This window comes from Pinirhizobacter sp. (assembly GCF_036499745.1).
Taxonomy (GTDB): domain Bacteria; phylum Pseudomonadota; class Gammaproteobacteria; order Xanthomonadales; family Rhodanobacteraceae; genus Pinirhizobacter.
The window spans coordinates 78075-101997 of record NZ_DASYDG010000057.1; the positions used below are offsets into that span (position 1 = coordinate 78075).

A 23923-nucleotide genomic window follows, 5' to 3' on the forward strand; every position below is an offset into this window, starting at 1 on the left:
CGGCATGCCTATGGCGTGTCGTTGATTTCCGGGAATGGCCGCTGGGTGTATAACCTCAACTTAACGACGAATTCGCGGAGTGACGGTGGCGTCAACATCGGGGCAGGCATGTGGGAAGGATGAAGTGACCCAGGGAACGGGGCGCACGTCGTCATGGCGCGCGACCGGGACGAAGTTCCTGCTTGCGTTCGTGGTCATCGGGTCGCTCGCAGCGTGCGCGCAGGCTCCCAGGCGCGCGTCTTCCGCTCCGGCGGAGCCCGCCATCACGTTCCCAGACCCTGCCAGTGCGGCCATTCCCGGAGGCGTCTTCGTCGACACCTCCAGGCTCGCCCAGGTGCAGCCGGGACTGGCGCGCTCGCAGGTATACGCCCTGATCGGCATGCCGCATTTCCAGGAAGGCATGGATGCACCGCACTGGAACTACGTTTTCAACTACCGCGACGAGGCCGACCAGGTACAGCAGTGCCAGTTCCTGGTGGCGTTCGACGCGGACGACCGCGTGAGCGACATGCACTGGCAGCCCGATGGGTGCCAGGCGGCTCTGCTTGCCAAGGCAACGCAGGTACCTCCTGTAGCCACATGGCAGCCCAAGGCGCCGGTCGTTGTCGCGCCTTCCGCGCCGGCATCGACGACTGCTCCTGCACCGGCAGCTTCGGCCCCGACCCCGACCCCGACCCCGACCCCGACGCCGGCCCCGATCGCGTCGCCAGCGGTCGGCCCTGTCGCAAGTGCAACCGTCGCGGCACCCGCAACTTCGGCAACGGCACCGGCAACGGCTGTCGCACCTGCTTCGGCATCCACGCCTGCAACCGCAACCGCGACCGCGTCGCCGGCCAGTGACGCCGTGCTTGCCGCTACCAGCCAGACCCCGCTGCCGTCGCCTGCGTCGACACCTGCGACGCCGGTTGCGCCAACACCCGCGCCACCGGCGCCGACGCCAGTTGCCGCTGCGGATTCCTCCACGCCGGCGCCGACGGTGCAGACGCCGGTCGCCTCGAACGCAGCCGCGCTGCCCCTCCCGTTGGCGCCCATGCCGCCGGTCACCCTTTCCAGCGATGCGGCATTCGCGCCGGGATCGGCAAAGCTCACGCCCGCCGGCCGCGAACGCCTGGACATCATGCTGTTATCGGTGCAGGTGCCCACCCAGTTCCATGATCTTTCCGTCGTGGGTTTCAGTGACCGCATCGGTACGGCGAAGAACAACCTCAGGCTTTCGCAAAGACGCGCGGAGACCGTGCGCAGGTACCTTGTGGAGGGCGGTGTGCCTGCCGACACCATCACGGCAATCGGCAAGGGCGAGCAAGAGCCCGTGGCCGAGTGCGGGAAGAAGAAGGGCAAGGCCTTGTCCGAATGCCTGGCGCCCGATCGCCGTGTCGAGATCAATGGCCTGGCACCGCCCGACGCGATGTCGCACTGACCGGCGCCGTCAGGCGCTGATCTTGCCCGGGGAGTGCAGCCAGGTGGTGGCCGGTGCCGGCTGGGCGAACAGGAAACCCTGTCCGAACTTGCAGCCCACACGCATGAGCGCTGCGCGCTGTACCGGTGTTTCGATGCCTTCGGCGATCACCTGCATCTTCAGCGAATCGGCCAGCGCCTGGATGGCGCGGACCACGGCTGCTCCCTGGCTGTCGTTTTCGTCGCTGAGCTGGATCACGAACGAGCGGTCGATCTTCAACGTTTCGATCGGGTACTGGTGCAGGTAGCTCAGGCTCGAATAACCCGTGCCGAAATCGTCAAGGGCAATGCCAACACCCTTGTCGCGCAGGTTGTTCAGGATGCTCTTCACCTGCGCGGGGTTCTCAAGCAGCGCACGTTCGGTCACTTCCACACGGATCGTGCGCGGTGGCACGTTGTGTTCGGCAAAGAGCGCCAGCAAGCGTTCGTCGAGGTCGGGTGAGCGGAAATGGCGACCCGATACGTTGATGCTGACAAAGCCTTCATCGCGCGTGAGCGCGCGGGCTTGCCGGCACACCTGCTCGAAGATCTGCCAGTCGATGGCCTCCGCGCAGCCGGTTTCCTCGGCCACGTTGAGGAACTCACCGGGGGCCAGAAGGCCGCGCTCGGGATGGCGCCAGCGCATCAGCGCCTCGTAGCCGACGATGCGGCCGTCCTCGAGTTCCACCACCGGCTGGAAGAAGGGTACGAATTCATTGCGGCCCAGCGCGCGGCGCAGGTCGCCTTCCAGCTCCAGCAGGCTCAGCGCCTCGCGGCGCAGGCCGTCGTCGAACACGGCGGCACGGTGGCGGCCTTCGTCCTTGGCACGGTACATGGCCGAATCCGCATCGCGCAGGAGATCTTCCGGGCGCTGGTAGTCGGGGCCCGGCATGGCGATGCCGATGGACGCGGAGGTGAAGATCTCCTTGGCGCCCAGGCGGAAGGGCGTTTGCAGTTCCTGGATGATGCGTTCGGCAATCTGCATCGCCTGCGCAGGCTCGGTGATGCCCTCGGCAAGCACCGCGAATTCGTCCCCGCCCAGGCGCGCAACCACATCGCGGGTCTTCAGGCATGCGCGGATGCGCCCGCCCACCTGGAACAGCAGGTCGTCACCCACCAGGTGGCCCACCGAATCGTTGATCACCTTGAAACGGTCGAGGTCGACGAAGAGCACCGCGAAGGTTTCGGCCGTGTTGGCATGGTAGTGCGACAGGGCCTGGTCCAGGCGCTGCAGCAGCAAGGTGCGGTTGGGCAGGCCCGTCAGCGAATCGTGCAGCGTTTCGTACTTCAGGCGGCGCTCGACGCGCTCGCGTTCGGCAATCTGTTCGCGCAGGTCGCGGTTGGCCAGCGCCAGCGCGCGCGTACGCTCGGTGACGCGGCGCTCCAGGCTGGCATAGGCCTGCTTGAGCGATTCGGTGGTGTGCTTGCGCTGCAGCGCGTTGGCCACGTGGTAGCTGACGAACGTAAGCAGTTCCTGGTCGCGCGGGCTGTAGGTGTGCTCGGGCGAGTAACTTTGTACCGCCAGCACGCCCATCGAGCGTTCGCCCCAGATCAGCGGCACGCCCAGCCAGTGCAACGAGCGCGCGCCCGAGGCCACCAGGATGCCCTCGCGGTGCAGGCGATCGATTTCATCACGGTCGGCGAGCAGCGCCTTGCCGCTGCGCAGGACGTATTCGGTGAGGCCGCGGCCCAGTTCGCGCTGGTTGCGCGCGCGGTCGAGCTCGTCCACGGAGTAGGGGAAGCTGAGCCTGGACTGATCATCGGTGAGCAGCGCGATATAGAAATTCCGCGCATACAGCAGGCCGCCGATCACGCGGTGTACGGCGGCGTAGAAGTTTTCGAGGCTTTCCGAGGCGTTGGTGAGCTCGGCAATGCGGAACAGCGCCGACTGCAGACGCTCGCCACGCTGGCGCTGCAGCACTTGCTGGCGCAGCACCCGGTTGGCCTCACGCAGCGCCGCGGTGCGCGTGGCCACACGGCGTTCGAGTTCCTCGTGCGCCTGGCGGCGTTCCAGGGCGGTCTGCACATGCTGTGCCACGTAGGCCAGCAGTTCCCGGTCATTTTCGGTGTAGCGCGTGTCGTCGCGGTAACTCTGCACCACCAGCGCGCCCACCACGCGTTCGCCGCGCTTCATCGGCACGCCGAGCCAGTCGGCGCAGGAGGGACCCTGCCGACGGTGCGGGCCTTCGATGCGTTGCTCGAGGTCTTCGCTGGCGCCCATCATCGGGCGGCCATTCTTCAGCAGGTACCAGGTAAGGCTGTGTTCGATCGTGCCCAGCGGCGCCACGGCTTCGTGGTCAGGGATGTCAGGGTCGGCCGAATCGACGAAGTACGCGAAGCGCACGGTTTCGTTCTGCGCGTCGTACAGCACGATGAAGAAGTTTTCCGCATACATGAGACTGCCGACGATCGCGTGCAGCGCGCTCATCATGTCCTTCATGTTGTGCTCGGCGCTGGCCTGTTCGGCAATCGCATAGAGCGCGCGCTGCAGGCGTTCTGCCAGCGCAAGGCGGGAGATAGCCTCGTACAGGTTGGCGGTTTCGCCCAGTTGGCGCAGACGGGCTGCGGCAAGACGTCCCAGCCAGTCGATTTTTTCGCCCCAGCCCGGATCGGCGCCAGCATCCAGTGGGGAGGCCACGCGCAGTTCACGCTTGCCGTGGGTATCCTCAGCCAGCAGCAGGTCGATACTTTCCCGAAACTCGTCGGTGCTTTCGCCTGCCCGCCAGTAGACAACGGCATCAGGCAGCGATTGACGGGCAATTTCTTCGATTATGTCGCGAACGGCTGCCATGTCCACGGCCGCGAACAATTGCTCGATGGCCTCGCGCGGGACATCGTCCGGCAGCCCCTGGAAGGGGCTGAGTTCGGCGCTGGTTGTCGAGGCGAGCGTCATGCGAGCCTGGGTCCCGGATAGGTAGGATTCAGTTTATATCCGCGTCTTTCCCCGAAGGCGAGGAAAAAGGGCGAAACGGGGGGAACCAACGGAGCTTCCCCTCTGTCTTTTTCGACTATCTTGGCCCCAACTTGAGTCAGGGGACTGTTAGTTATTTGTAAAACGCGGTATATTCGGGTTGCTGCCGTCCGTGGGGGAGGGTGGCCCGACAACCGGGACCCATTTCCGACGTGTTCTCATTGCGCCGTTCCATCGCCATGTTGTTGATTTCGCTGCCGCTTGCGGCCGCGGGTCAGACCGTGGCCGGCGCAAATCCAGGCACGGATGCGGCAAAATTGCTGAACCAGCCGCCTGACCGCATGGCCGAAGTCGGCCCCGGTGTAGCGGTACCCCTGTGGCGCGCCCCTGATGGCCGCATGGTGGCCCTGCAAGCGGAATCGAGCAATAGCCGCGTGGGTAGTGAAATCAACCCGATCACCTTCAGCGCGGTCGATGCCTCCCAGGCACTTTCCACTCGCCTGAATTACGATTTGGGCAAGAATCTCACGGCCCATGCCGGCGTCACCGATCACTCGTGGGTCAATACCGCCGATGCCTGCGCGATGCCCAACAACGCCGCATGTGTTGCCGGCGGCACCCCGCCGCGCATCATCGCCAGCGAAATCGGCGCGTCCTACAACATTTCCGGCTATAGCCTTGGACTGGGCGTGGGTTCGTCGCGTCCTTCCGACGCCACGCTGCCGCGTGTCCTGCCTGGTACGCCAGGCGCATGGACGGCGAATGGACTGCCGCTTTCGGCCCTTGGCAGCAGCACCCAGATCAATGCCCAGGGACGCGTGCCGTTCGACGGCAAATCGGGTCTTGATGTCGGTGCCAGTGTCGGCCGCATTCGGCTGCTGCCGGGCAACCTGCTGGGTATCAGCACAGTCGACCAGAAAGCCCTGAGCCTTGGTGTGGATCGCGGCCCGCTGTCGGGCAGCATCGTCGGTCGCGTGATGCAGCCGGAAGCCGGGGCGATCAACCAGCTCAATGCCGATCGCCGCTGGAGTGCGATCGACCTTGGCGTCACGGTGAAATTGCCCTGGAAGGGCCAGCTGAGCATCGGTGCACAGAACGTGTGGTCCAGTGGCGCTGCACCGACACCCGCCGCCGGTCCCGAGCCCGACCAGTCGCGTACGCCGTACGTGCAGTACCACCAGGATCTCTAGGCCTTACTGGCCCTTGCGGATCTTCAGGTCGCCTGAGAAAGTTTCCACGTGCAGCTTGCCGCGTCCGTTACCGGCGGTGGCATCGAGTTCGCTGCCCGGGCCTTCATCGCCCTTCTTCGCTTCGCCGAAATCGCTGCGCAGCTGCCCGCTGAAGGTGTTGGCGGTGATCTTTGCCGACAGGTTGCCCGGCACCGATATCTGCACGTCGCCGCTCATCGAGTCGATGTTGATGCTGCCGTCGCCTTCGATGCCGCCGCCGAGTTGCAAATCACCCGATACGGTGCTCAGTTCCGCCTTGCGGTAGGGACCGCCGTTGATGTTCATGTGGCCGGAAACTGTTTCGGCCTTCAGCATGCTGCCCACGGATGGCGCGGTGATATCACCGCTTACCGTTTGTAGTTCCGCGTCGCCGACATGGCCGCCCAGGTCGATGCTGCCACTGACGGTATTGAAGTTGATGCTGCTGGTGCGTGCATTCATGCGCACACGGCCGCTCACGCTCTCCACGTTGACCTTGCCGCCGTCCAGGCCGTCGATGGTCACCGGTGCGCTGACGACATTGATATCCAGCGAAACGCCCTTGGGCACGCGGACGTTGAGCGTGGTGGAACCCATGCGGTTGTCGGATTTCCAGTTGAACCAGCGGCCTTCCTCGCTGCCTGACACCTTGATGTCCAGGTTGCGGTCGTCGCCTTCGATCTTCAGCGGCCGGGCGCCGCTGCCGAGGGATCCTGATACTTCCACCTGCGGCTTGTCCCAGGCGGTGACGGTGACTTCGCCTTTGACGTTGTCGATGCTGACATGCGCGTCGGGGCGAGCCGCGGCGCTCAGGTTGATCGGCGTGTCGGCCATGGCCTGGCCGATGGCCAGGGCGAGCAGCAGGGGCGTGTAGTGGATGATCTTCATGGGGTTCTCCTGCGGCCTTAGCCGGCCTGGCGGTCGAGTTGGCGCAGGCGTTCCTGCTGGCGCTGGGTACGGTCAAGGATCCGGCGCAGGGCCGGGGAATCGGGTGAGTCGTGCATGGCCTGCGTCAGCTCGCTATGCGCGGTGGCAAGTTCCACGGCAGCGCCGGTGAGGCGGGGATCGTCGGGCTTCCAGTGCGTGCTGCTGGCGACGTTGCTGCTTTCCGGGGCGGCCAGCCGCAGGGCGATGGAGCCGGAAAAGATCGCCACACCGAAGATGGCGGCGGCCACGGCCAGGCGCCGCGTCCACAGATGGCGTGACCGGGTAGCCGGTGTTTCGTCCAGGCGCCCGTCGATGGCAGCCCACAGGTCGCGCGAGGGCGACACGGGCCTGCGCAGCGAGCGCATCTGGCGGAGGTATTCGAATTCGTTCATGGAGTGTCTCCTAGCGCGCGCTTCAATAGTGAGCGTGCGCGATGCAACTGGGCCTTGGACGAGCCGACGGCCATGCCGAGCTCGTTGCCGATTTCTTCGTGTTTCCAGCCTTCCACGTCGTGCAGTACCAGTACCGCACGGGCGCGTGGCGGCAGCGCGGCGATGGCGCGCTCCAGTTCGTCGCGCTCGGCCGGGCAGAACGGATTGTCCGCAGGGTCGGGCAGGTGTTCGTCGTCGACGATGCTTACCGGATCCGCATTACGGGCACGGATGGCCATCAGCGCGGTATTCACCGCCAGCCGATAGATCCAGGTGCCGAAGCTTGAGTCGTGGCGGAAGGTATCGAGCTTTTGCCATGCCCGGACGAAGGACTCCTGTACGAAGTCTTCGGCGCGGGCGTGGTCGAACCCCGCCAGGCGCAGCACCGCGCCATGGACCTTGTCCACGTGCAGCCGGTAGAGCTTTTCGAAGGCGCGACGATCACCCGCGGCAGCGGCGCGAACGATGGCGGCATCCGAGGGCTCGGCGGCGAGCTCTGGCATGGGTGTTCCGATGGCGAGGCAAGCATTCATCTTGCCAGCTTGGATGCGCCCGCGGGCGGATTGGTTTAAGCCCGGCGGGGGTTTACATCGCCTGCGCCCACGTCCTCGGGGCCGTGTTCGCCAGGGCGGTGGCCATGCGCCGCTGTTCATCGTGGAGCGCCTGGGGCAGCCGGTCGCCGAAGCTTTCCAGGTAGCCGGCGATATCCTTCATTTCGGTCGCCCAGCCCTCGGAGTCCACCTCGAACAGGGCCCGCTGGGCAGCTTGGCCAAGGGCCAGCCCTTCCACGTTGATCTCGCCCTGCGCCGGCAGCGTGCCGATCGGTGTATCGATGCCCCGGGCGGTACCTTCCACGCGGCGGATGATCCACTCAAGCACCCGCAGGTTCTCGCCGTAACCGGGCCACATGAATTTCCCGTCAGTGTCCTTGCGGAACCAGTTGACGTGGAAGATCTTCGGAAGCTTTGCGCCGGGCTTGTCGAAGCTGAGCCAGTGGGCGAAATAGTCGGCGAAGTTGTAGCCGCAGAAAGGCTTCATGGCCATGGAGTCGCGGCGCAGCACGCCCACAGCACCCGTTGCCGCGGCGGTCGTTTCCGAGCCCATGGCGGCGCCCACCAACACGCCGTGCGTCCAGTCGCGGGCCTCGAACACCAGCGGCACGAGCGACGGACGGCGGCCACCGAAGACGATGGCGCTGATCGGTACGCCATGTGCCGCCTCGGCCTTGTCGGTATAGCTGGGGCATTGCCGTGCGCTGACGGTGAAGCGCGCATTGGGATGCGCGGCCGGTCCGTTGGCCTTGTCGTAGGGGCGGCCCTGCCAGTCGACGGCGGGGACGCGGTCGTCCAGACCTTCCCACCAGGGCTGGTTGTCTTCGGTCAGGGCGACGTTGGTATAGATCGTGTCGTTAGCCAGTGTGGCCAGCGCATTGGGATTGGTGTTGGCGCCGGTGCCCGGCGCGACACCGAAGAAGCCGGCCTCCGGGTTGATCGCCCAAAGCCTGCCGTCGTCGCCCGGTGTCATCCAGCAGATGTCATCGCCCACCGTCCAGACCTTCCAGCCTTCCTTCGCGTAACCGCCGGTGGGGATCAGCATGGCCAGGTTGGTTTTGCCGCAGGCCGATGGAAACGCCGCAGCGATGTAGTGGGTTTCGCCACGCGGGTCTTCCACACCGACGATCAGCATGTGTTCGGCCAGCCAGCCCTCGCGCCGGGCCTGGTGGCTGGCGATCCGAAGGGCATGGCATTTCTTCCCCAGCAGGGCGTTGCCGCCGTAACCCGACCCGATCGACTTGATCGACAGTTCTTCCGGGAAATGCATGATGAAGCGCTTGCCCGGATCAAGGTCGCCGGTGGAGTGCAGGCCGCGGACGAAGCTGCCGTCGCGCTCGATGCGGGTGAGGGCTGCGGCACCCATGCGCGTCATGATGCGCATGTTGGCCACCACGTAGGGGCTGTCGGTGATCTCCACGCCGCAACGTGCGATGGGGGAATCGATCGGGCCCATGCAGTAGGGAATCACGTACATCGTGCGCCCCTGCATGGCGCCATCGAACAGGGCGTCGACCCTTGTGTGGGCTTCGGCCGGATCCATCCAGTGGTTGTTCGGGCCGGCATCGGCCTGGCGTGGCGTGCAGATGAAGGTCAGGTGCTCGACACGGGCGACATCGGAGGGGTTCGAACGGTGCAGGTAGCTGCGCGGGTGGGTGGCCTGGTTCAGGGCGATGAGGTCACCGGTGGCCAGCATGCCATCCACCAGTTGCTCGTATTCGGCATCGCTTCCGTCACACCACTGGATCCGTTCCGGTTTGGTCAGCGCCGCCACACCGGCAACCCATTGATTCAACGCATCCAGACTGCTCGACATACCGCGTGGTCCTGAGGAAAGACAAGGTATGACGGTAGTTTGCGAGCGGTGGTATTGCAAGGTAGCCCGCCACAAAACGCTTCAGGCAAGGGCTTTCGTTCAGGACTGCGGGGTGAGCGTGGACAACATGTGTGCCACGTATTCGTCGAACTCGTCGTGCGACAGGCGGGGCAGGCCGAGGGTGAAATTAAGCTGCAGGAAACCGACGTAGGCAGCGTAGGTGAGCCTGGCCTGGTTGAGTGCTGGCTTGGCCGCCATGCCGGCCTCGCGATAGACCTCGGTAAGGAATTCAATGCGCCGTTGCGACACGCGCGCCATCACCGGCACCACCAGCGGGTGGTCCAGCGCCTTGAGCAGTGCCGCGTACACGCGATGCGGGTCGCGCTCGTGGGCCACCCGGCGGAACAGTTCGGGCAGGCGTTCGCGCGGATCGGCGATGGCCTTGATCTGGTCGATCACTTCACGCTCGCCGTATTGTTCCCATCGCTCCAGCGCCGCTTGCAGCAAGGCTTCGCGCGTGCGGAAATGCCAGTAGAAGCTTCCCTTGGTAACGCCCAGCTGTCGGGCCAGGGCTTCTACCGCGAGTGCGCCGACACCCTGTTCGGCGATCAGGCCCAGGGCTGCGTCTTCCCAGTCCTCGGCGGAAAGGCGGATACGATCGGTCTTGGCGCTCTCGTTCATCGCCGCATGGTAGCCGTTTACCGGCACTTTGCAATTCCCCGAAAGCGGAATCGGGATGCTAAATGGTTGAATCAACGAATCTTTCACAACCGTACGTGGGCGTATTGACGACGGTGTCCGCTACTCCCATACTCAAGCGTATGGTTACAGCTCCCACCCCTGCCACGTCACCGCTGGTCCGCCTCGTTGGGCACGATGGCATCGACCTCTCCATCGCGGAGTTCGGCAGCGGCGGTTCGCCGTCGGTCCTGTTCGCCCATGGCTTCGGCCAAACACGCCACGCATGGACCGGAGCCGCCGTGGCCTTGGCCGCGCAGGGCATGCATGTGGTTGCCTTCGATGCACGCGGTCACGGCGAAAGCGGCCGCGCGGCGGGCGGCGAATACCACATGGAGCAATTCGTCGGCGACCTGGCCTTCCTTGCCGGCGAACTTCAATCCCGCGATGGCCACCCACCGGTGCTGGTGGGTGCGTCGATGGGTGGCCTGCTGGGCCTGATGCTGGCAGGCACCGCGGCCCGGCCCCCGTTCGCTGCCCTGGTGCTGGTGGACATCACGCCGCGCTGGGAAACGCGCGGCGTGGAGCGCATCCTCGGTTTCATGCGCGCCCATCCCGATGGTTTTTCCAGCTACGAAGCGGCGGCCGATGCCATCGGCGCCTACATGCCGCAGCGCGAGCGCAAGAGCGAAGCGTCGTTACGTCCCTTGCTGCGCCAGGGCGACGACGGGCGCCTTCGCTGGCATTGGGATCCCGCCCTGCTGGAAACCGTAAGTCACGAAACCGAACGCTACCAGCCGCAGCTGTTCGAGGCCGCTCGTCGTATCAAGGTACCGATGCTGTTGTTGTCGGGCGGCCGCAGCGACATTGTCTCGCGGGACACCGTCACCGAATTCATGGGTCTGGTGCCGCATGCCCGGCATGTAGACCTGCCCGACGCAACCCATATGGTGGCGGGCGACGCCAACGACGCCTTTACCGGCGAAGTCGCGAAATTCATCAATCAGTTGAACTGAAGCAAAGCCACGAGGTTACTTCCGATGTCTGTGATCCTTACCATCCTGGCGGCTATCATCGCCTCCGGCGCCTGTGCCTACCACCGCACCTCCCTGCGCACGTGGACCATCGCCACCGCGGTCACCACGCTGGTGGTGGGGCTGATTGCCCGAGCACCCGTCACCACGGTGGTGTTGCTGGTGATCCTGGCCCTTGTGGCGGTGCCGCTGCTGATGGTGGATTTCCGCCGCAGGACGATCTCCGCGCCGCTGCTGAAGATGTTCGCGAAGGTCACGCCCAAGCTCTCGGCCACCGAGCAGACGGCATTGGAAGCCGGCACCGTGGGCTTTGAAGGCGAGCTTTTCTCCGGCAAGCCGGAATGGTCGCAGCTGCTTCGCCAGCCCAAGCCTGAGCTCAGCGTCGAGGAACAGGCCTTCATGGATGGCCCGGTCGAAGAACTCTGCGCGATGATCGACGACTGGCAGATCACCCACGAACTGGCAGATCTGCCACCCAATGTCTGGGACTTCATCAAGAAGAACAAATTCTTCGGCATGATCATCCCGAAGCGTTATGGCGGCCTGGAGTTCTCGGCGCTGGCGCATTCAGCGGTACTGCAGAAGCTGTCGTCGATATCGGCCACGTTGTCGTCCACGGTAGCCGTGCCCAATTCCCTGGGGCCGGCCGAACTCCTGCTGCACTACGGCAGCGACGAGCAGAAGGACCACTTCCTGCCGCGCCTGGCCGATGGCCGTGACATTCCCTGCTTCGCACTCACCGGCCCACAGGCGGGCTCGGACGCCACCTCCATCCCCGACTTCGGCATCGTCACCAAGGGCATGCACGAGGGCAAGGAAACGCTCGGCATCCGTCTTACCTTCGACAAGCGCTATATCACGCTGGCACCCGTTGCCACGGTGGTGGGCCTGGCCTTCCGCATGTACGACCCGGAACACCTGCTGGGCGAAAAGGAAGACCTCGGCATCACCCTGGCGCTGCTGCCGCGCGAAACCCCGGGGCTGGAAATCGGCCGCCGCCATTTCCCGTTGAATATTCCGTTCCAGAACGGCCCGATCCACGGCAAGGACGTCTTCGTGCCGCTGTCCACGCTGATCGGTGGTCCGCACATGGCAGGCCAGGGCTGGCGCATGCTGGTGGAGTGCCTCTCCGTAGGCCGCGCCATCTCGCTGCCGTCCAATGCCACCGGCGGTTCGCGCATGGCGGTGGCCGCCACCGGCGCCTATGCCCGCATGCGCAAGCAGTTCGGCCTGGCCATCGCCCGCTTCGAGGGCGTGGAAGAAGCCCTGGCCCGCATCGGCGGTTATACCTATGCCACGGCGGCACTTTCACGCGCCACGGCGGCCGCGGTGGATCGTGGTGAGAAACCCGCCGTACCCTCGGCGATCGCCAAGTACCACGCCACGGAGTTCAGCCGCGCCGTGGCGTCCGATGCCATGGACGTGCACGGCGGCAAGGGCGTGATTCTTGGTCCGAAGAACTATGCGGGCCGTGCCTGGCAGGGCGTGCCCATCGCCATCACGGTGGAAGGCGCGAACATCATGACGCGCAGCCTGATGATCTTCGGCCAGGGCGCCATCCGCTGCCATCCCTATGTGTTGAAGGAAATGCAGGCGCTTACCATCGAAGATAAACGCGAGCAGCTTCGCGTGTTCGATCGCGTGCTCTTCGGCCATATCGGTTTCGGCTTCTCCAATGCCGTGCGCAGCTTCGTGCTGGGCCTGACCTTCGCCTCCATCGGCGAAGGGGCGGGCGACGCCTACACCCGCCGTTACTACCGCAAGCTCAACCGTTACTCCGCTGCGCTGGCGCTGTGTGCGGACGTTGCCATGGGCGTGCTGGGCGGCAAGCTGAAGTTCAAGGAAAAACTTTCCGCGCGCCTGGGTGATGTCCTGTCCTACCTGTACATCGCCAGCGCCATGCTGAAACAGTACGAGGACAACGGCCGTCCCGAAGCCGACCGCCCGATGCTGGCCTGGGCCTTCCACGAATGCGTTTGGCGCATGCAGATGGCGCTGGACGGCACCATCCGCAACTTCCCGGTGCGTCCGGTGGCATGGCTGCTGCGCGCCCTGGTGTTCCCCTTCGGCCGCCGCGAAGTACCGCCCTCCGACCGCCTGGGCCGTCGCGTTGCGGCGCTCATCACCGCCCCCAGCGAGGCGCGTTCGCGCCTGCTTACCTGGACTTACCTCACGCCCGGCGCGAACAACACCGTAGGCCGCATGAATGCCTTGCTGCCCGATGTGATCGCCGCGGAGCCGGTGGAGCGCAAGTTCGTCAAGGCCATGAAAGGCGGGCAGCTGCACGCCCACGACTACGACGGCCAGCTGGCCGAGGCCGAGCGCATCGGCGCCATCAATGCCGCCGAGCGCGAGCTACTGAAGCGCGTGCGCGAGGGCGTGAACGAGTTCATCGCGGTGGACGACTTCGATCCATCGGAGCTTCGTTCCGCGGTGACGCGGGCTGATAAGAAGCCAACGGCCGTCAGGGCGGCCTGATCGGGGCCAAGGATGAAAAAAAACGGCCCTCGGGCCGTTTTTTTTTGCAGAGTTTTTAGCGGCGAGGACTTCTCGACGGCCGCACAGGCGCGGGAGGCGGACCCGCTCGCGAGTGGCTTCTGCGCCACTCGATGCTAAAAGGAAGTGGTCGCCCCTAGTTCGGGCTCGTTGCGTCTATACATCGACAGACGCTGCATGCTCGCGCGTGGCGGCGAACCGCACGTCGGGCCAGCGTTCCATCGCCAGCTGCAGGTTCACTCGGGTTGGCGCCAGGTAAACCAGTTCGCCGGCACCGTCCACGGCCAGGTTCATGGCGTTCTTCTCGCGGAATTCAGCGAGCTTTTTCTCGTCGTCGCAGTGCACCCAGCGGGCTGTCGCCACCGGCACGGTTTCGAAGCTGGCATCGACGTTGTATTCGTCTTTCAGGCGATAGGCCACCACGTCGAACTGCAGCACGCCCACGGCGCCGAGCACCAGTTCGTTGGACATCAGAGGTCGAAAGAACTGCGTGGCGCCTTCTTCCGACAGCTGCGCCAGGCCCTTCTGCAGCGCCTTCATCTTCATCGGATCGCGCAGGCGTGCACGGCGAAAGAGTTCCGGGGCGAAATTCGGGATGCCGGTAAATGACAAGGGCTCACCCTCGGTGAAGGTGTCGCCGATGGTGATGGTGCCGTGGTTATGCAAGCCGATCACGTCACCCGGATAAGCCCTCTCCACGATCTCCCGATCCGAGGCCATGAACGTGAGCGCATTGGCGATGCGTACTTCCTTGCCGGTGCGGGTCTGCTGCATCTTCATGCCGGCGGTGTAGGTACCTGAGCACACGCGCATGAAAGCCACCCGGTCGCGGTGGGCCGGGTCCATATTCGCCTGGATCTTGAACACGAAGCCAGTGAGTTTTTCCTCGGCCGGCTCCACCGTACGGGTGAGCGTATCGCGCGCCTTCGGCCCCGGAGCGTGCTCGACGAAGAAGTCCAGCAACAGCTGCACGCCGAAGTTATTCACCGCCGAGCCGAAGAACACCGGCGTCTGCTTGCCCGCCAGGTAGGTGTCCATGTCGAAGGGGTTGGAAGCGCCCAGCACCAGCTCAAGTTCGTCGCGAACTTCTTTCAACTCCGCCGCGCCGATCCTCTCGGCCAGGCCCGGGGCATCCAGTCCCTTGAAGATGGTGGAATCCTGGCGGGTAAAATTCTTGCCGGCTTCAAAGATGTGCACTTCATCCAGCAGCACGTGGTACACGCCCTTCAGGCGCGAACCCATGCCGATTGGCCAGGTCAGCGGTGCGCAGGCGATGCCAAGCACCGATTCCACCTCGTCGAGCAACTCGATGGGCGAACGCCCCTCACGATCCAGCTTGTTGATGAAGGTCATGATCGGCGTATCGCGCAGGCGGCACACCTCCATCAGCTTGATGGTGCGTTCCTCCACGCCCTTGGCGCAGTCGATCACCATCAAGGCCGAATCCACCGCAGTAAGCACGCGATAGGTATCTTCGGAGAAGTCCGCGTGCCCAGGAGTGTCCAACAAGTTCACGATGCGTTCGTTATAAGGAAACTGCATCACCGACGACGTCACCGAGATCCCACGCTCCTTTTCCAGCGCCATCCAGTCAGACGTGGCATGGCGCGCAGCCTTACGGCTCTTCACCGACCCGGCCATCTGAATCGCGCCCCCAAACAGCAGCAGTTTCTCGGTCAGCGTGGTCTTGCCCGCATCAGGATGGCTGACAATGGCAAAGCTTCGGCGACGACGGGTTTCGGCCAGGTGGCTGGACATGGGCTTCGGGGCAGGCGGGGATAACCGACTATTCTACCGTGTCGCCGGGTGGGGCGCTCCGGGGGTGAGGCAGGGAGCCGCCGGGGGCCACCCCGGTCACTAAGTCCTCAGTCGGCTTGGCCTCCCTGCGGAAGCGTTCCCAGGGTGGCCCCCGGCGGCTCCCTCCGGCTCCCTCCGACTCCTGAGACGGCCCAACGCGGGCCTGCGGGCCTGCGGGCACAGTGGCCCGCTCGCCTCATAACCCACCGCTGCGTCCGAAGGAGCCGTCGGGTGGCGTTTTCGGAACGCTTCCGCAGGGAGGCGAAGCCGACTGAGGACTTAGTGAAGAAAATGCCACCCGACGGCTCCCGCACCGCCACCGCCGGAGGCGACCCGCCGGGCGCTGGGTAGAATCCGGACGTTTAGACGTCCAGACGTCCGTTGACAACGTTGCGGAGTGGGCGTAGCCTCAGGTCCACTCATCGAGACCGGCTGAGGGACAGGCCCTTTGAAGCCGGGGCAACCTGCGGGAATACCGCAACGGTGCCAACTCCTGCGGAGCGCCGCCTGGCGCAAGCCGATAGATGAGGGTGCCGTTGGCGCGGGTGTTCCCGTGGCCGGTCGGTGGCCTCCGGCGCTTCGCGAGAGCTCGAGCTTTTTACTGGAGCCTTGCATGCCTGCTGAACCCGCCACGGTTTTTCCCATCTCCGCCACGGTTGCCGTTCCGACGCGCAGCGATTTTTCCTCGCAGCGGGGCAGTCGCGAAATTCACCTGGAGCCGAAATATGGCCAGGGGGCTTGCCGCGCCACGGTGCGCTATCTCTGGACGGGTGCGCCGGGTGCGCCCACGGTGATCGTGCAGGGGGGGATTTCGGCCGACCGCGACGTTTGTGCCAGTCCTGGCCAGGCCAATGGCTGGTGGAGCGAACTGGTCGGTGAGGGCGCCGCCATTGATCTCACCCGGTACCGGGTGCTTAGCATCGACTACCTGGTGCCGTCCGACCTTACCGGTGCTTCGGCGGTGTCCAGCGAAGATCAGGCCGATGCGCTGGCCGCACTTGTGGACGAGCTCGGTATTGGTCGCGTGTTGGCCTTCGTCGGTGCCTCGTATGGGGCGATGGCGGGGCTGGCCTTCGCCGCGCGCCATTCCGGCAAGCTGCGTCGGCTGGTATTGCTGGCCGGTGCGCATCGCCCGCACCCGCTGGCCACGGCGCAGCGCTCAGTGCAGCGTGGCATCGTCCGCCTGGGGCTGGAGTCCGGCCAGGTGGACCAGGCCCTGAACCTCGCCCGCCAGCTGGCCATGACAACCTACCGCGGCGCCGAGGAGTTTTCCCGCCGCTTCGCCGCGGGTCCTGAGTTGCGCGAAGGCCGCTTTCACTTTCCGGTCGAGGACTACCTCGAACACGCTGGCCGGAATTTCGTTGCCCGCTTCGATGCCACGCGTTTCCTGGCTTTGTCCGAATCGATCGACCTGCACGACATCAGCCCGGAAGGGGTGCGCACGCCTACCTCGCTGGTCGGTTTTCCGTCCGACCGCCTGGTGCCGCTGGCGGACCTTTGCGAACTGCAACGCCGCCTGGGCGGCACCGCTAGCCTCGATGTGGTTGAGTCCCCTTACGGCCACGATGCCTTCCTCAAGGAAACCACCCGCCTGGCGCCGCTCGTGCGCGAGGCCCTGGAATGTTGTCACGGAGAATATGCATGAGCCCGGCCAGCCCCCGTACCCGCGCCGTCCGCGCCGGCATCGAATGCGATACCCAGCACGGCGCGGTGGTCCCGCCGCTGCACCTGTCCACGAACTACAGTTTCGAGGGCTTCGGCAACAAGCGCCGTTACGATTATTCCCGTAGCGGCAACCCCACCCGCGACCTGCTGGCCGAAGCTCTCGCGGAGCTGGAAGAAGGCGCGGGTGCCGTGGTGACCGCCAGCGGCATGGCCGCGGTGGCACTGGCGCTGGAGATCGTTCCCGCGGGGGCCACGGTGCTGGCGGCGCATGATTGCTACGGTGGCACCTGGCGCCTGCTCGATGCCTGGGCGAAGAAGGGCCGCTTCCAGGTGCGCTTTGCCGATCTCACCGATCCCCAGGCGCTGGCCGAGGGCCTGGCCACGAAGCCTGCGCTGGTATGGCTGGAAACGCCGTCCAATCCGCTGCTGCGCATCACCGACATCCGCCACGTGGCCCAGGCGGCGCACGCGGTGGGCGCCCTGGTGCTGGTGGACAACACATTCCTTTCCCCTGCGCTGCAACGGCCGCTCACCCTCGGTGCGGACATCGTGCTGCACTCGACCACCAAGTACATCAATGGCCATAGCGATGTGGTCGGCGGCGCGGTGATTGCCCGCGATCCGGCCGTGGCCGAACAGTTGAAGTGGTGGGGCAATTGCAATGGCCTGACCGGTGCGCCCTTCGATAGCTACCTGACCCTGCGCGGCCTGCGCACGCTCTCGGTACGCCTGAAGGCGCACGAAGAGAACGCCCAACGGATTGCCGCACGCCTGGATGCTCATCCAGTGGTGAGCAAGGTGTACTACCCCGGGCTTGCCGATCATCCGCAGCATGCCCTGGCCGCACGCCAGCAGTCGGGCTTCGGTGCCATGCTCAGTTTCGAACTCGATGGCGATGAATCGGCCATCCGTGCCTTTGTCGACGGCCTTGAATACTTCTCGCTGGCCGAGTCGCTCGGCGGTGTGGAGAGCCTCATTGCGCATCCGGCCTCGATGACGCACGCGTCGATGGCGCCCGAAGCCCGCCGCACGGCCGGCATCAGCGACAGCCTGCTGCGCCTGTCGGTGGGTATCGAAGACGGCGACGACCTGATTGCCGACCTCGACGCCGCGTTGGTACGTGCGCAGGCTGCACAGCCCAAACGCCGGGTCGGTGCATGAGCGCGGTGCTGGCGACGAGCCTTGATCCTTCGCGCAAAGCCATTGTGCTGTTGGGTACAGGTGTAGTGGGTAGCGCGCTTCTGCGTCTGCTGCAGACCCCTGCCGCCAAGGGCTTGCATCTGGTGGGCGCAGCCAATTCCCGTCGGCAGCATGCCGACGCCGCCGGGCTCACCCCGGCGCATGTCCGTGAGCGGCTGGCAGCCGAGTGCGGCGAACGCGACGACGACGCGCTGCTGGCGACCCTCGACGCCAGCGGCGCGTCCCGTCGCGTCATCGTCGATGCCACCGCCTGTAGCCGCGAGGCTTCACAGCATGCCCGCTGGCTGCATGCCGGCTACCACGTGGTTACCGCCAACAAGGCTTCGGCCGGTGGCGAACTACACAGCTGGCGTGCCCTGCAGGCCGCCGGTGCGGGCGATCGCTATGGCGATGCCGCCACCGTGGGCGCGGGGCTCCCCGTGCTGTCCACACTGCGGCGCCTTCGCCAATGCGGCGACAGCCTGCTCACGCTGGAAGGGGTTTTCTCAGGCTCGTTGTCGTGGCTGTTCAACCAGTACGACGGCAAGCAGGCGTTTTCTACCTTGCTGCACGAGGCGCGCAAGCAGGGTTACACCGAGCCCGATCCGCGTTCGGATCTTTCTGGCGAGGATGTTGCCCGCAAGCTGTTGATCATCGCGCGCACGGCGGGCTTCGCGCTGGGTCACGATGAAGTGGAAATCGAAAGCGTGGTGCCGGCTTCGCTTCAGGGCGTATCCACCGGGGAATTCCTGCAGCGGGCCGCGGAACTGGATGCGCCCTTGGCCGAACGGCATGCGAGGGCGGCTGCCCGTGGTTGCGTGCTTCGTTATCTGGCCCGGCTGAACCAGCGGGGCAGGGCGCGCGTCGGGCTGGTAGAGGTGCCGCGCGATCATCCGGCTGCGCGGCTCACCGGCACCGACAACCAGTTCGCCCTTACCACCACGCGGTACCACGCCCAGCCGCTGGTGATCCAGGGACCAGGCGCGGGACCTGAGATCACCGCGCAGGCCCTGCTGGGCGACGTGCTGTATGCCTGATCAGGCGCGCGGCTGCACCACGTGCGGGCCGTGGTCGCGTGCCTCAAGATGGGCCTCGGCGCGGGCCTGGTCCACACTGGGCGTGCGCCAGCCGGACTTCACTCCCCAGATGTAGAACACCAGCCCCACCAGCGCCACCACGATCAGGTCCACGCCATAGGATAGATAGCCCATGCCGCCGAAGGTGGTGCTGCCTGCCCACGACAGCGCGGCAACGGAGGGCAGGTAGAAGATCAGCCACCAGGCGCCCTTCAGCTGACGGCCGAAGTCGTGCCAGCCTTGCTTGAACTGGTAGTACAGGTACACCGGCAGGGCCACCACCATCAGCAGGATGATTTCGCCCGTCAGCGGCCAGCGCGCCCAATACAGAAGCTCCGTGGCGAGGATGAAGGCGAGCCCCGCGACCACGGCAAGGCCCTTCAGGCGGAACGGACGCGCCATGTCCGGCGCCGTACGACGCAGAGTCATCGCGCTGACGGGGCCGGTGAGGTAGGAAATGATCGTCGCCACCGAGATCACCGCCGCCAGGGTTCCCCAGCCGCGGAACTTGAACAGGAACAGGAACGACACCGCAAGGTTCAGCCACATCGCCGGGCGCGGCACGCCCCACTTCGGATGCACGCGGCCAAGCACCTTCGGCAAGGTGCCGTTGCGCTCCATGCCGTAGAGCATGCGGGCGGTGGTGGCGGTGTAGGTGATGCCGGTGCCGCTGGGGCTGATGAACGCATCGGCGTAAAGCAACATGGCCAGCCAATGCAGGTTCACGATCACGGCAAGTTGCGCGAACGGCGAGCTGAAGTCGATGCCATTCCAGCCGGCCTTGGCCAGCAGTTCCTGTGGTACCGCACCGATATAGGCCACCTGCAGCAGTACATAGACGATCGTCGCAAGCGCGATCGAACCCAGCACGGCGAACGGAATGCTTCGTCCTGGATTGCGCGCTTCTCCCGCCAGGTTTACCGGGCTTTGGAAGCCGTTGAAGCTGAAGACGATGCCCGCCGTAGCGACCGCGGTGAGCACCGCTGCGAAGTCGATCGCGTGTTTTTCACCGTGGATACCGACAGAGAAATTCTCCGAATGGAACCCGCTGGCGATCAGCGCTACGCCCGTGGCCGCGGGCACGACCAGTTTGAAAATGGTGATGGCGGTATTGGAGTGCGCGAACAGCTTTACGCTCCAGAAATTGACCAGGAAGTAGATCACCACCAGCACGGCGGCGATGCACAGGCCTATCTCGCTGAGCTCGCCATGGCCGCCGGGAATGTGCACGTAGAGGTCTTTCGCCCACTGCCATTTCCACGAAGCCATGTACTGCACCGAGGCTTCCGCTTCCACCGGGATCACCGAGACGATGGCGATCCAGTTGGCCCACGCGCCGATGAAGCCCACCAGCGACCCGTGGGAATAGTGGCTATAGCGCACCATGCCGCCGGACTCGGGGAACATCGCGCCCAGTTCCGCATAGGTAAGGGCGATGGTCATGATGATCGCCGCGCCCAGTACCCAGGCCCAGACCGCGCCGGGACCGGCCAGGCCCGCGGCCTTCCACGCCCCGAACAGCCAGCCTGAGCCGATGATCGAGCCCAGGCCCGTAAGCATCAGGGCGAAAGGGCCGACTTCGCGGCGGATTCCGGACGATTGGGACATCGATGTTCCTTGCGGGGTGAACGCACAAGGCGGGGATAATGACAGGACCCGGCCCCGATGTCAGGGCCGGGCCGGGTAGGGCATCAGCACTCGATGACGTTGACCGCCAGGCCGCCGCGCGAGGTTTCCTTGTATTTGTCCTTCATATCGCGGCCGGTGTCGCGCATGGTGGCGATCACCTTGTCCAGCGATACGCGATGCTTGCCGTCGCTCTTCAGGGCCATGCGGCTGGCGTTGATGGCCTTGACCGCGCCCATCGCATTGCGCTCGATGCAGGGAATTTGCACCAGGCCGCCGATCGGGTCGCAGGTGAGGCCCAGGTTGTGTTCCATGCCGATCTCGGCGGCGTTCTCGACCTGGAAGATGTTGCCGCCCAGCGCTGCGGTAAGGCCACCGGCCGCCATCGAGCAGGCCACGCCCACTTCGCCCTGGCAGCCAACCTCGGCACCGGAAATCGAGGCATTTTCCTTGTAGAGAATACCGATGGCCCCGGCCGTCAGCAGGAAATTGAGCACCCCGTCGGTGTCGTGGCTGGGACAGAAGCGGTCGTAGTAGTGCAATACCGCCGGCACGATGCCGGCCGCGCCATTGGTGGGCGCGGTGACCACGCGTCCACCGGCGGCGTTTTCCTCGTTCACCGCCAGGGCATAGAGATTCACCCAGTCAAGGATGCTCAAGGGATCCTTGAGCGCAGCTTCCGGACGATCGCGCAGTTCCGCCGCCATGCGCGGCGCACGGCGCTCCACCTTCAGGCCACCGGGGAGCACGCCGGGCGAGCGAAGTCCGCGGTTGACGCAGTCCTGCATGGCCGTCCACAACGTCAACAGGCCCTCGCGGATCTCCGCCTCGCTGCGCCAGATTTTCTCGTTGGCAAGCATAAGCTGGGCGATGGTGAGCTTGTTCGCCTCGCACAGGGCCAGCAGTTGATCGCCACTGGTAAACGGGTACGGCTGCTCGGAGGTATCGGCCACGATACGGTCTTCGGCCGCCTCGTCGTGGTTCACCACGAAGCCGCCCCCAACAGAGTAGTAATCGCGCGTGGCCACTTCGTTGCCCTCGGCGTCGTAGGCGCTGTAGCGCATGCCGTTGGTATGGAAGGGCAGCTTCTGGCGTTTGTTGAACACCAGGTCGGCTTTCTCGTCGAAGTCGATCTCGTGCCGCCCCAGTACACGGATGCGCTTTTCCTTGCGGATGCGGGCGAGCGTGGCATCGATCTGGTCGGGGTCGACCGAATCGGGCCATTGGCCTTCGATGCCCAGCAGCACTGCCTTGTCGGTGCCGTGGCCGCGGCCGGTCATGGCCAGCGATCCGTAGAGCTCGCAGCGCACGCGAGTGACGCGGTCGAGCACGCCCTTGCCGGCCAGCCAGTGCTCGCAAAAGCGCGCGGCGGCGCGCATGGGTCCGACGGTATGGGACGAGGACGGCCCGATGCCGATCTTGAAGAGGTCGAAGACGCTGACTGCCATGGGGAGAGCAACTGGGGCGGGGAAGAACGTTATTCTACGCGCATGACAGATTTCGTCCTCTACCAGCGGGATTACTGCAAGCTTTGTGACCAGGCCCTGGCCCTGATGGCGGCGGTAAAGGCGCCGGATTTCGACAGCGCCTGGGTGGACGACGATCCCGTGCTTGAAGAGGCCTACGGCACCCGTGTGCCGGTATTGCGCGACCGCCGCGATGGCCGCGAGATGGACTGGCCCTTCGATGAATCGACGCTTCGCCATTTCCTGCACCAGGCGGATTAGCCCGGAGCGGACTTAAGGCAGGGCAGGGTCGCGGCGCAACCGGCGGAGGATTTCCTCGCGCGCCTCGCGCAGGATGGAGTCGCGGTCCAGGCCCGCCACTACCTCGGCCACGGCACGCTTGGGGCCATGCTCGCCCCAGGATTTTCCCGCCACCAGGTAGCGCTCGGCAGCGCGGCCGATCAACACCGTGGCGTACCACGCCAGTGCGCCCTGGGCCGCGCCGGTGACCACCACGGACAGCCCGCCGCTGAGACCCTTCAGCGCCGAGGCCGCCAGCTGCATGCCCCAGATCGCGCCCATCAGGGCAATCAGCTGCGCCGACACGGTAGCCACCAGTCGGCCGGATTCGGCCCGGGTGAGCGGCATGCCGTAGACACGCGAGAGCTGCACCACCATGGCCGCGTCCAGGCCCGCCGCGGCCAGAAGGTCGGCCACGGGGATCGGGTTCAGCGCCACCGCTACGCCCTTGGCCAGGCAGTACTGGCGGATCACCCGGCTGGCCAGCTGGCGACGGCTGATGGCGATGCGCTGGCCCACCTGGTCGGCCAGGCGGCCGGCAAACAGTCCGGCATTGATCGCGTTCAGCGCCTTTCCATCGCGACGGGCGATATCAAGAAGGCGCGTGCGCAGGGTGTCCACGTCCGGTGACTGGGGCAGGTTCGATTCAAGGCCCGAAGCATCGATCACTCGCAGCGGCACGGGCAACGCGCAGACGGCAATGACATCTTCGGGCCGCACCAGGCCCGCCGTGCGGGAGCGCAGGTGTGCAAGCAACGCCTCGCGCTCGGTATCGGCATAACGGTCGGCCTTGTTCAGGGCCAGCAGCACGGGGCGCTGGGTGGCCGCCAGGGTGCGCAGCGCGTCGAGCTCGTCACGGGTAAGGTCGCCATCGGCCACATAAATCACCAGGTCGCTCACCTGGGCCACGTCCACCGCGAGCGCTTCACGCGCTTCGCCACCGAGTTCGTTGATGCCCGGTGTGTCGATCAACACCAGGCCGCCGCTGGCGGCTTCGTCCAGCCGCGCAGGCTCAGCTTCTGTGGTGGTGCCATGGAGCACGCCCACCTCGAAGGCCTGGCGGCCCAGCAGGGCGTTGCCCAGCGCTGATTTTCCCGCCGAGACGCGGCCGAACACCGCCACGTGCAATTCATCGCGTTGCAGCTTGTCGAGCATGGTGGCGACGCGGGCGAAGTCCACGGCAAGCTCCTGCCGCACCGCGGGCGGCACGCTGGAGTCGTCGAGCAATTCCTGCAGCGAACGCGCCACACCGTGCCGCAGCGGCGTGGCGATTTCGCCAGGGGCATCGTCAACCGGCAGCGAAGCGCTTCGGCGCATGCGTTGCCAGAGCGAGCGCAGGTCCATCGATG

General features: G+C 65.5%; 19 protein-coding genes and 1 riboswitch. Of the genes, 9 read left to right on the forward strand and 10 right to left on the reverse strand.

Going from position 1 to position 23923, the window contains the following annotated elements; genetic code table 11:
* Positions 1 to 15 precede the first annotated feature (15 nt).
* Both VGM61_RS19575 and VGM61_RS18615 read left to right on the forward strand, forming a co-directional pair.
* On the forward strand, positions 16 to 123 hold the full coding sequence (locus VGM61_RS19575) for a YadA-like family protein (RefSeq protein WP_414694914.1): 108 nt from the start codon (positions 16 to 18) through the stop codon (positions 121 to 123).
* Position 124: 1 nt separating this feature from the next.
* Positions 125 to 1417: an OmpA family protein gene (locus VGM61_RS18615; protein WP_331524416.1), complete on the forward strand. Its 1293-nt coding sequence runs from the start codon at positions 125 to 127 to the stop codon at positions 1415 to 1417.
* Between the two features lie 9 nt (positions 1418 to 1426).
* On the opposite strand, the gene VGM61_RS18620 is transcribed toward VGM61_RS18615, so the two are convergent.
* Entirely contained in the window at positions 1427 to 4327 is a 2901-nt protein-coding gene (locus tag VGM61_RS18620) for a bifunctional diguanylate cyclase/phosphodiesterase (protein WP_414694915.1), read from the reverse strand.
* 230 nt (positions 4328 to 4557) lie between these two features.
* On the opposite strand from VGM61_RS18620, the gene VGM61_RS18625 reads away from it, so the two are divergent.
* The gene (locus VGM61_RS18625) at positions 4558 to 5535 is read left to right on the forward strand and encodes a hypothetical protein (protein ID WP_331524417.1); all 978 of its coding nucleotides are present in this window, start codon (positions 4558 to 4560) and stop codon (positions 5533 to 5535) included.
* A 3-nt stretch (positions 5536 to 5538) separates the two neighbouring features.
* Here the strand turns inward: VGM61_RS18625 and VGM61_RS18630 are convergent, their stop codons facing one another.
* The 5 genes from VGM61_RS18630 to VGM61_RS18650 all read right to left on the reverse strand — a co-directional run bounded on the left by VGM61_RS18630 (position 5539) and on the right by VGM61_RS18650 (position 9959).
* Complete coding sequence (locus VGM61_RS18630) at positions 5539 to 6441, reverse strand: DUF4097 family beta strand repeat-containing protein (RefSeq protein WP_331524418.1); 903 nt, start codon at positions 6439 to 6441, stop codon at positions 5539 to 5541.
* Positions 6442 to 6458: 17 nt separating this feature from the next.
* Positions 6459 to 6872, reverse strand: a complete 414-nt coding sequence (locus tag VGM61_RS18635; RefSeq protein ID WP_331524419.1) for a hypothetical protein — start codon at positions 6870 to 6872, stop codon at positions 6459 to 6461.
* Complete coding sequence (locus tag VGM61_RS18640; RefSeq protein ID WP_331524420.1) at positions 6869 to 7414, reverse strand: RNA polymerase sigma factor; 546 nt, start codon at positions 7412 to 7414, stop codon at positions 6869 to 6871. The genes VGM61_RS18635 and VGM61_RS18640 overlap by 4 nt, the downstream gene beginning before the upstream one ends.
* Before the next feature lie 82 nt (positions 7415 to 7496).
* Positions 7497 to 9278 carry a phosphoenolpyruvate carboxykinase (GTP) gene (locus tag VGM61_RS18645; protein ID WP_331524422.1) on the reverse strand — a complete coding sequence of 594 codons (1782 nt, stop codon included), beginning with the start codon at positions 9276 to 9278 and terminating at the stop codon, positions 7497 to 7499.
* Positions 9279 to 9377: 99 nt separating this feature from the next.
* Positions 9378 to 9959: a TetR/AcrR family transcriptional regulator gene (locus VGM61_RS18650; RefSeq protein ID WP_331524423.1), complete on the reverse strand. Its 582-nt coding sequence runs from the start codon at positions 9957 to 9959 to the stop codon at positions 9378 to 9380.
* A 62-nt stretch (positions 9960 to 10021) separates the two neighbouring features.
* On the opposite strand from VGM61_RS18650, the gene VGM61_RS18655 reads away from it, so the two are divergent.
* A complete protein-coding gene (locus VGM61_RS18655) occupies positions 10022 to 10972 on the forward strand; it encodes an alpha/beta hydrolase (protein WP_331524424.1) in 951 nt (316 codons plus the stop codon).
* 24 nt (positions 10973 to 10996) lie between these two features.
* Positions 10997 to 13468, forward strand: a complete 2472-nt coding sequence (locus VGM61_RS18660; protein WP_331524425.1) for an acyl-CoA dehydrogenase — start codon at positions 10997 to 10999, stop codon at positions 13466 to 13468.
* Positions 13469 to 13642: 174 nt separating this feature from the next.
* Here VGM61_RS18660 and VGM61_RS18665 read toward each other — a convergent pair whose 3' ends face one another.
* Positions 13643 to 15244: a peptide chain release factor 3 gene (locus tag VGM61_RS18665; protein WP_331524426.1), complete on the reverse strand. Its 1602-nt coding sequence runs from the start codon at positions 15242 to 15244 to the stop codon at positions 13643 to 13645.
* Positions 15245 to 15699: 455 nt separating this feature from the next.
* A riboswitch (SAM riboswitch) is annotated at positions 15700 to 15814 on the forward strand.
* A gap of 82 nt (positions 15815 to 15896) precedes the next feature.
* On the opposite strand from VGM61_RS18665, the gene metX reads away from it, so the two are divergent.
* The 3 genes from metX to VGM61_RS18680 are packed head-to-tail and all read left to right on the forward strand — an operon-like array spanning position 15897 to position 19164.
* Positions 15897 to 16928: a homoserine O-succinyltransferase MetX gene (metX, locus tag VGM61_RS18670; protein ID WP_331524427.1), complete on the forward strand. Its 1032-nt coding sequence runs from the start codon at positions 15897 to 15899 to the stop codon at positions 16926 to 16928.
* Entirely contained in the window at positions 16925 to 18109 is a 1185-nt protein-coding gene (metB, locus tag VGM61_RS18675; protein ID WP_331524429.1) for a cystathionine gamma-synthase, read from the forward strand. The genes metX and metB overlap by 4 nt, the downstream gene beginning before the upstream one ends.
* On the forward strand, positions 18106 to 19164 hold the full coding sequence (locus VGM61_RS18680) for a homoserine dehydrogenase (protein ID WP_331524431.1): 1059 nt from the start codon (positions 18106 to 18108) through the stop codon (positions 19162 to 19164). The genes metB and VGM61_RS18680 overlap by 4 nt, the downstream gene beginning before the upstream one ends.
* On the opposite strand, the gene VGM61_RS18685 is transcribed toward VGM61_RS18680, so the two are convergent.
* Positions 19165 to 20811, reverse strand: coding sequence for an APC family permease (locus tag VGM61_RS18685; RefSeq protein WP_331524432.1), 1647 nt, complete (start codon positions 20809 to 20811; stop codon positions 19165 to 19167).
* An 83-nt stretch (positions 20812 to 20894) separates the two neighbouring features.
* Positions 20895 to 22277, reverse strand: a complete 1383-nt coding sequence (locus VGM61_RS18690) for an L-serine ammonia-lyase (RefSeq protein WP_331524433.1) — start codon at positions 22275 to 22277, stop codon at positions 20895 to 20897.
* Between the two features lie 42 nt (positions 22278 to 22319).
* Here VGM61_RS18690 and VGM61_RS18695 point away from each other — a divergent pair, with 42 nt between their 5' ends.
* Positions 22320 to 22556 (forward strand): glutaredoxin family protein, encoded by a 237-nt coding sequence (locus tag VGM61_RS18695; RefSeq protein WP_331524434.1) that lies wholly within the window; start codon positions 22320 to 22322, stop codon positions 22554 to 22556.
* 12 nt (positions 22557 to 22568) lie between these two features.
* On the opposite strand, the gene VGM61_RS18700 is transcribed toward VGM61_RS18695, so the two are convergent.
* Positions 22569 to 23918: a GTP-binding protein gene (locus VGM61_RS18700; RefSeq protein ID WP_331524435.1), complete on the reverse strand. Its 1350-nt coding sequence runs from the start codon at positions 23916 to 23918 to the stop codon at positions 22569 to 22571.
* Between the last annotated feature and the right edge of the window lie 5 nt (positions 23919 to 23923).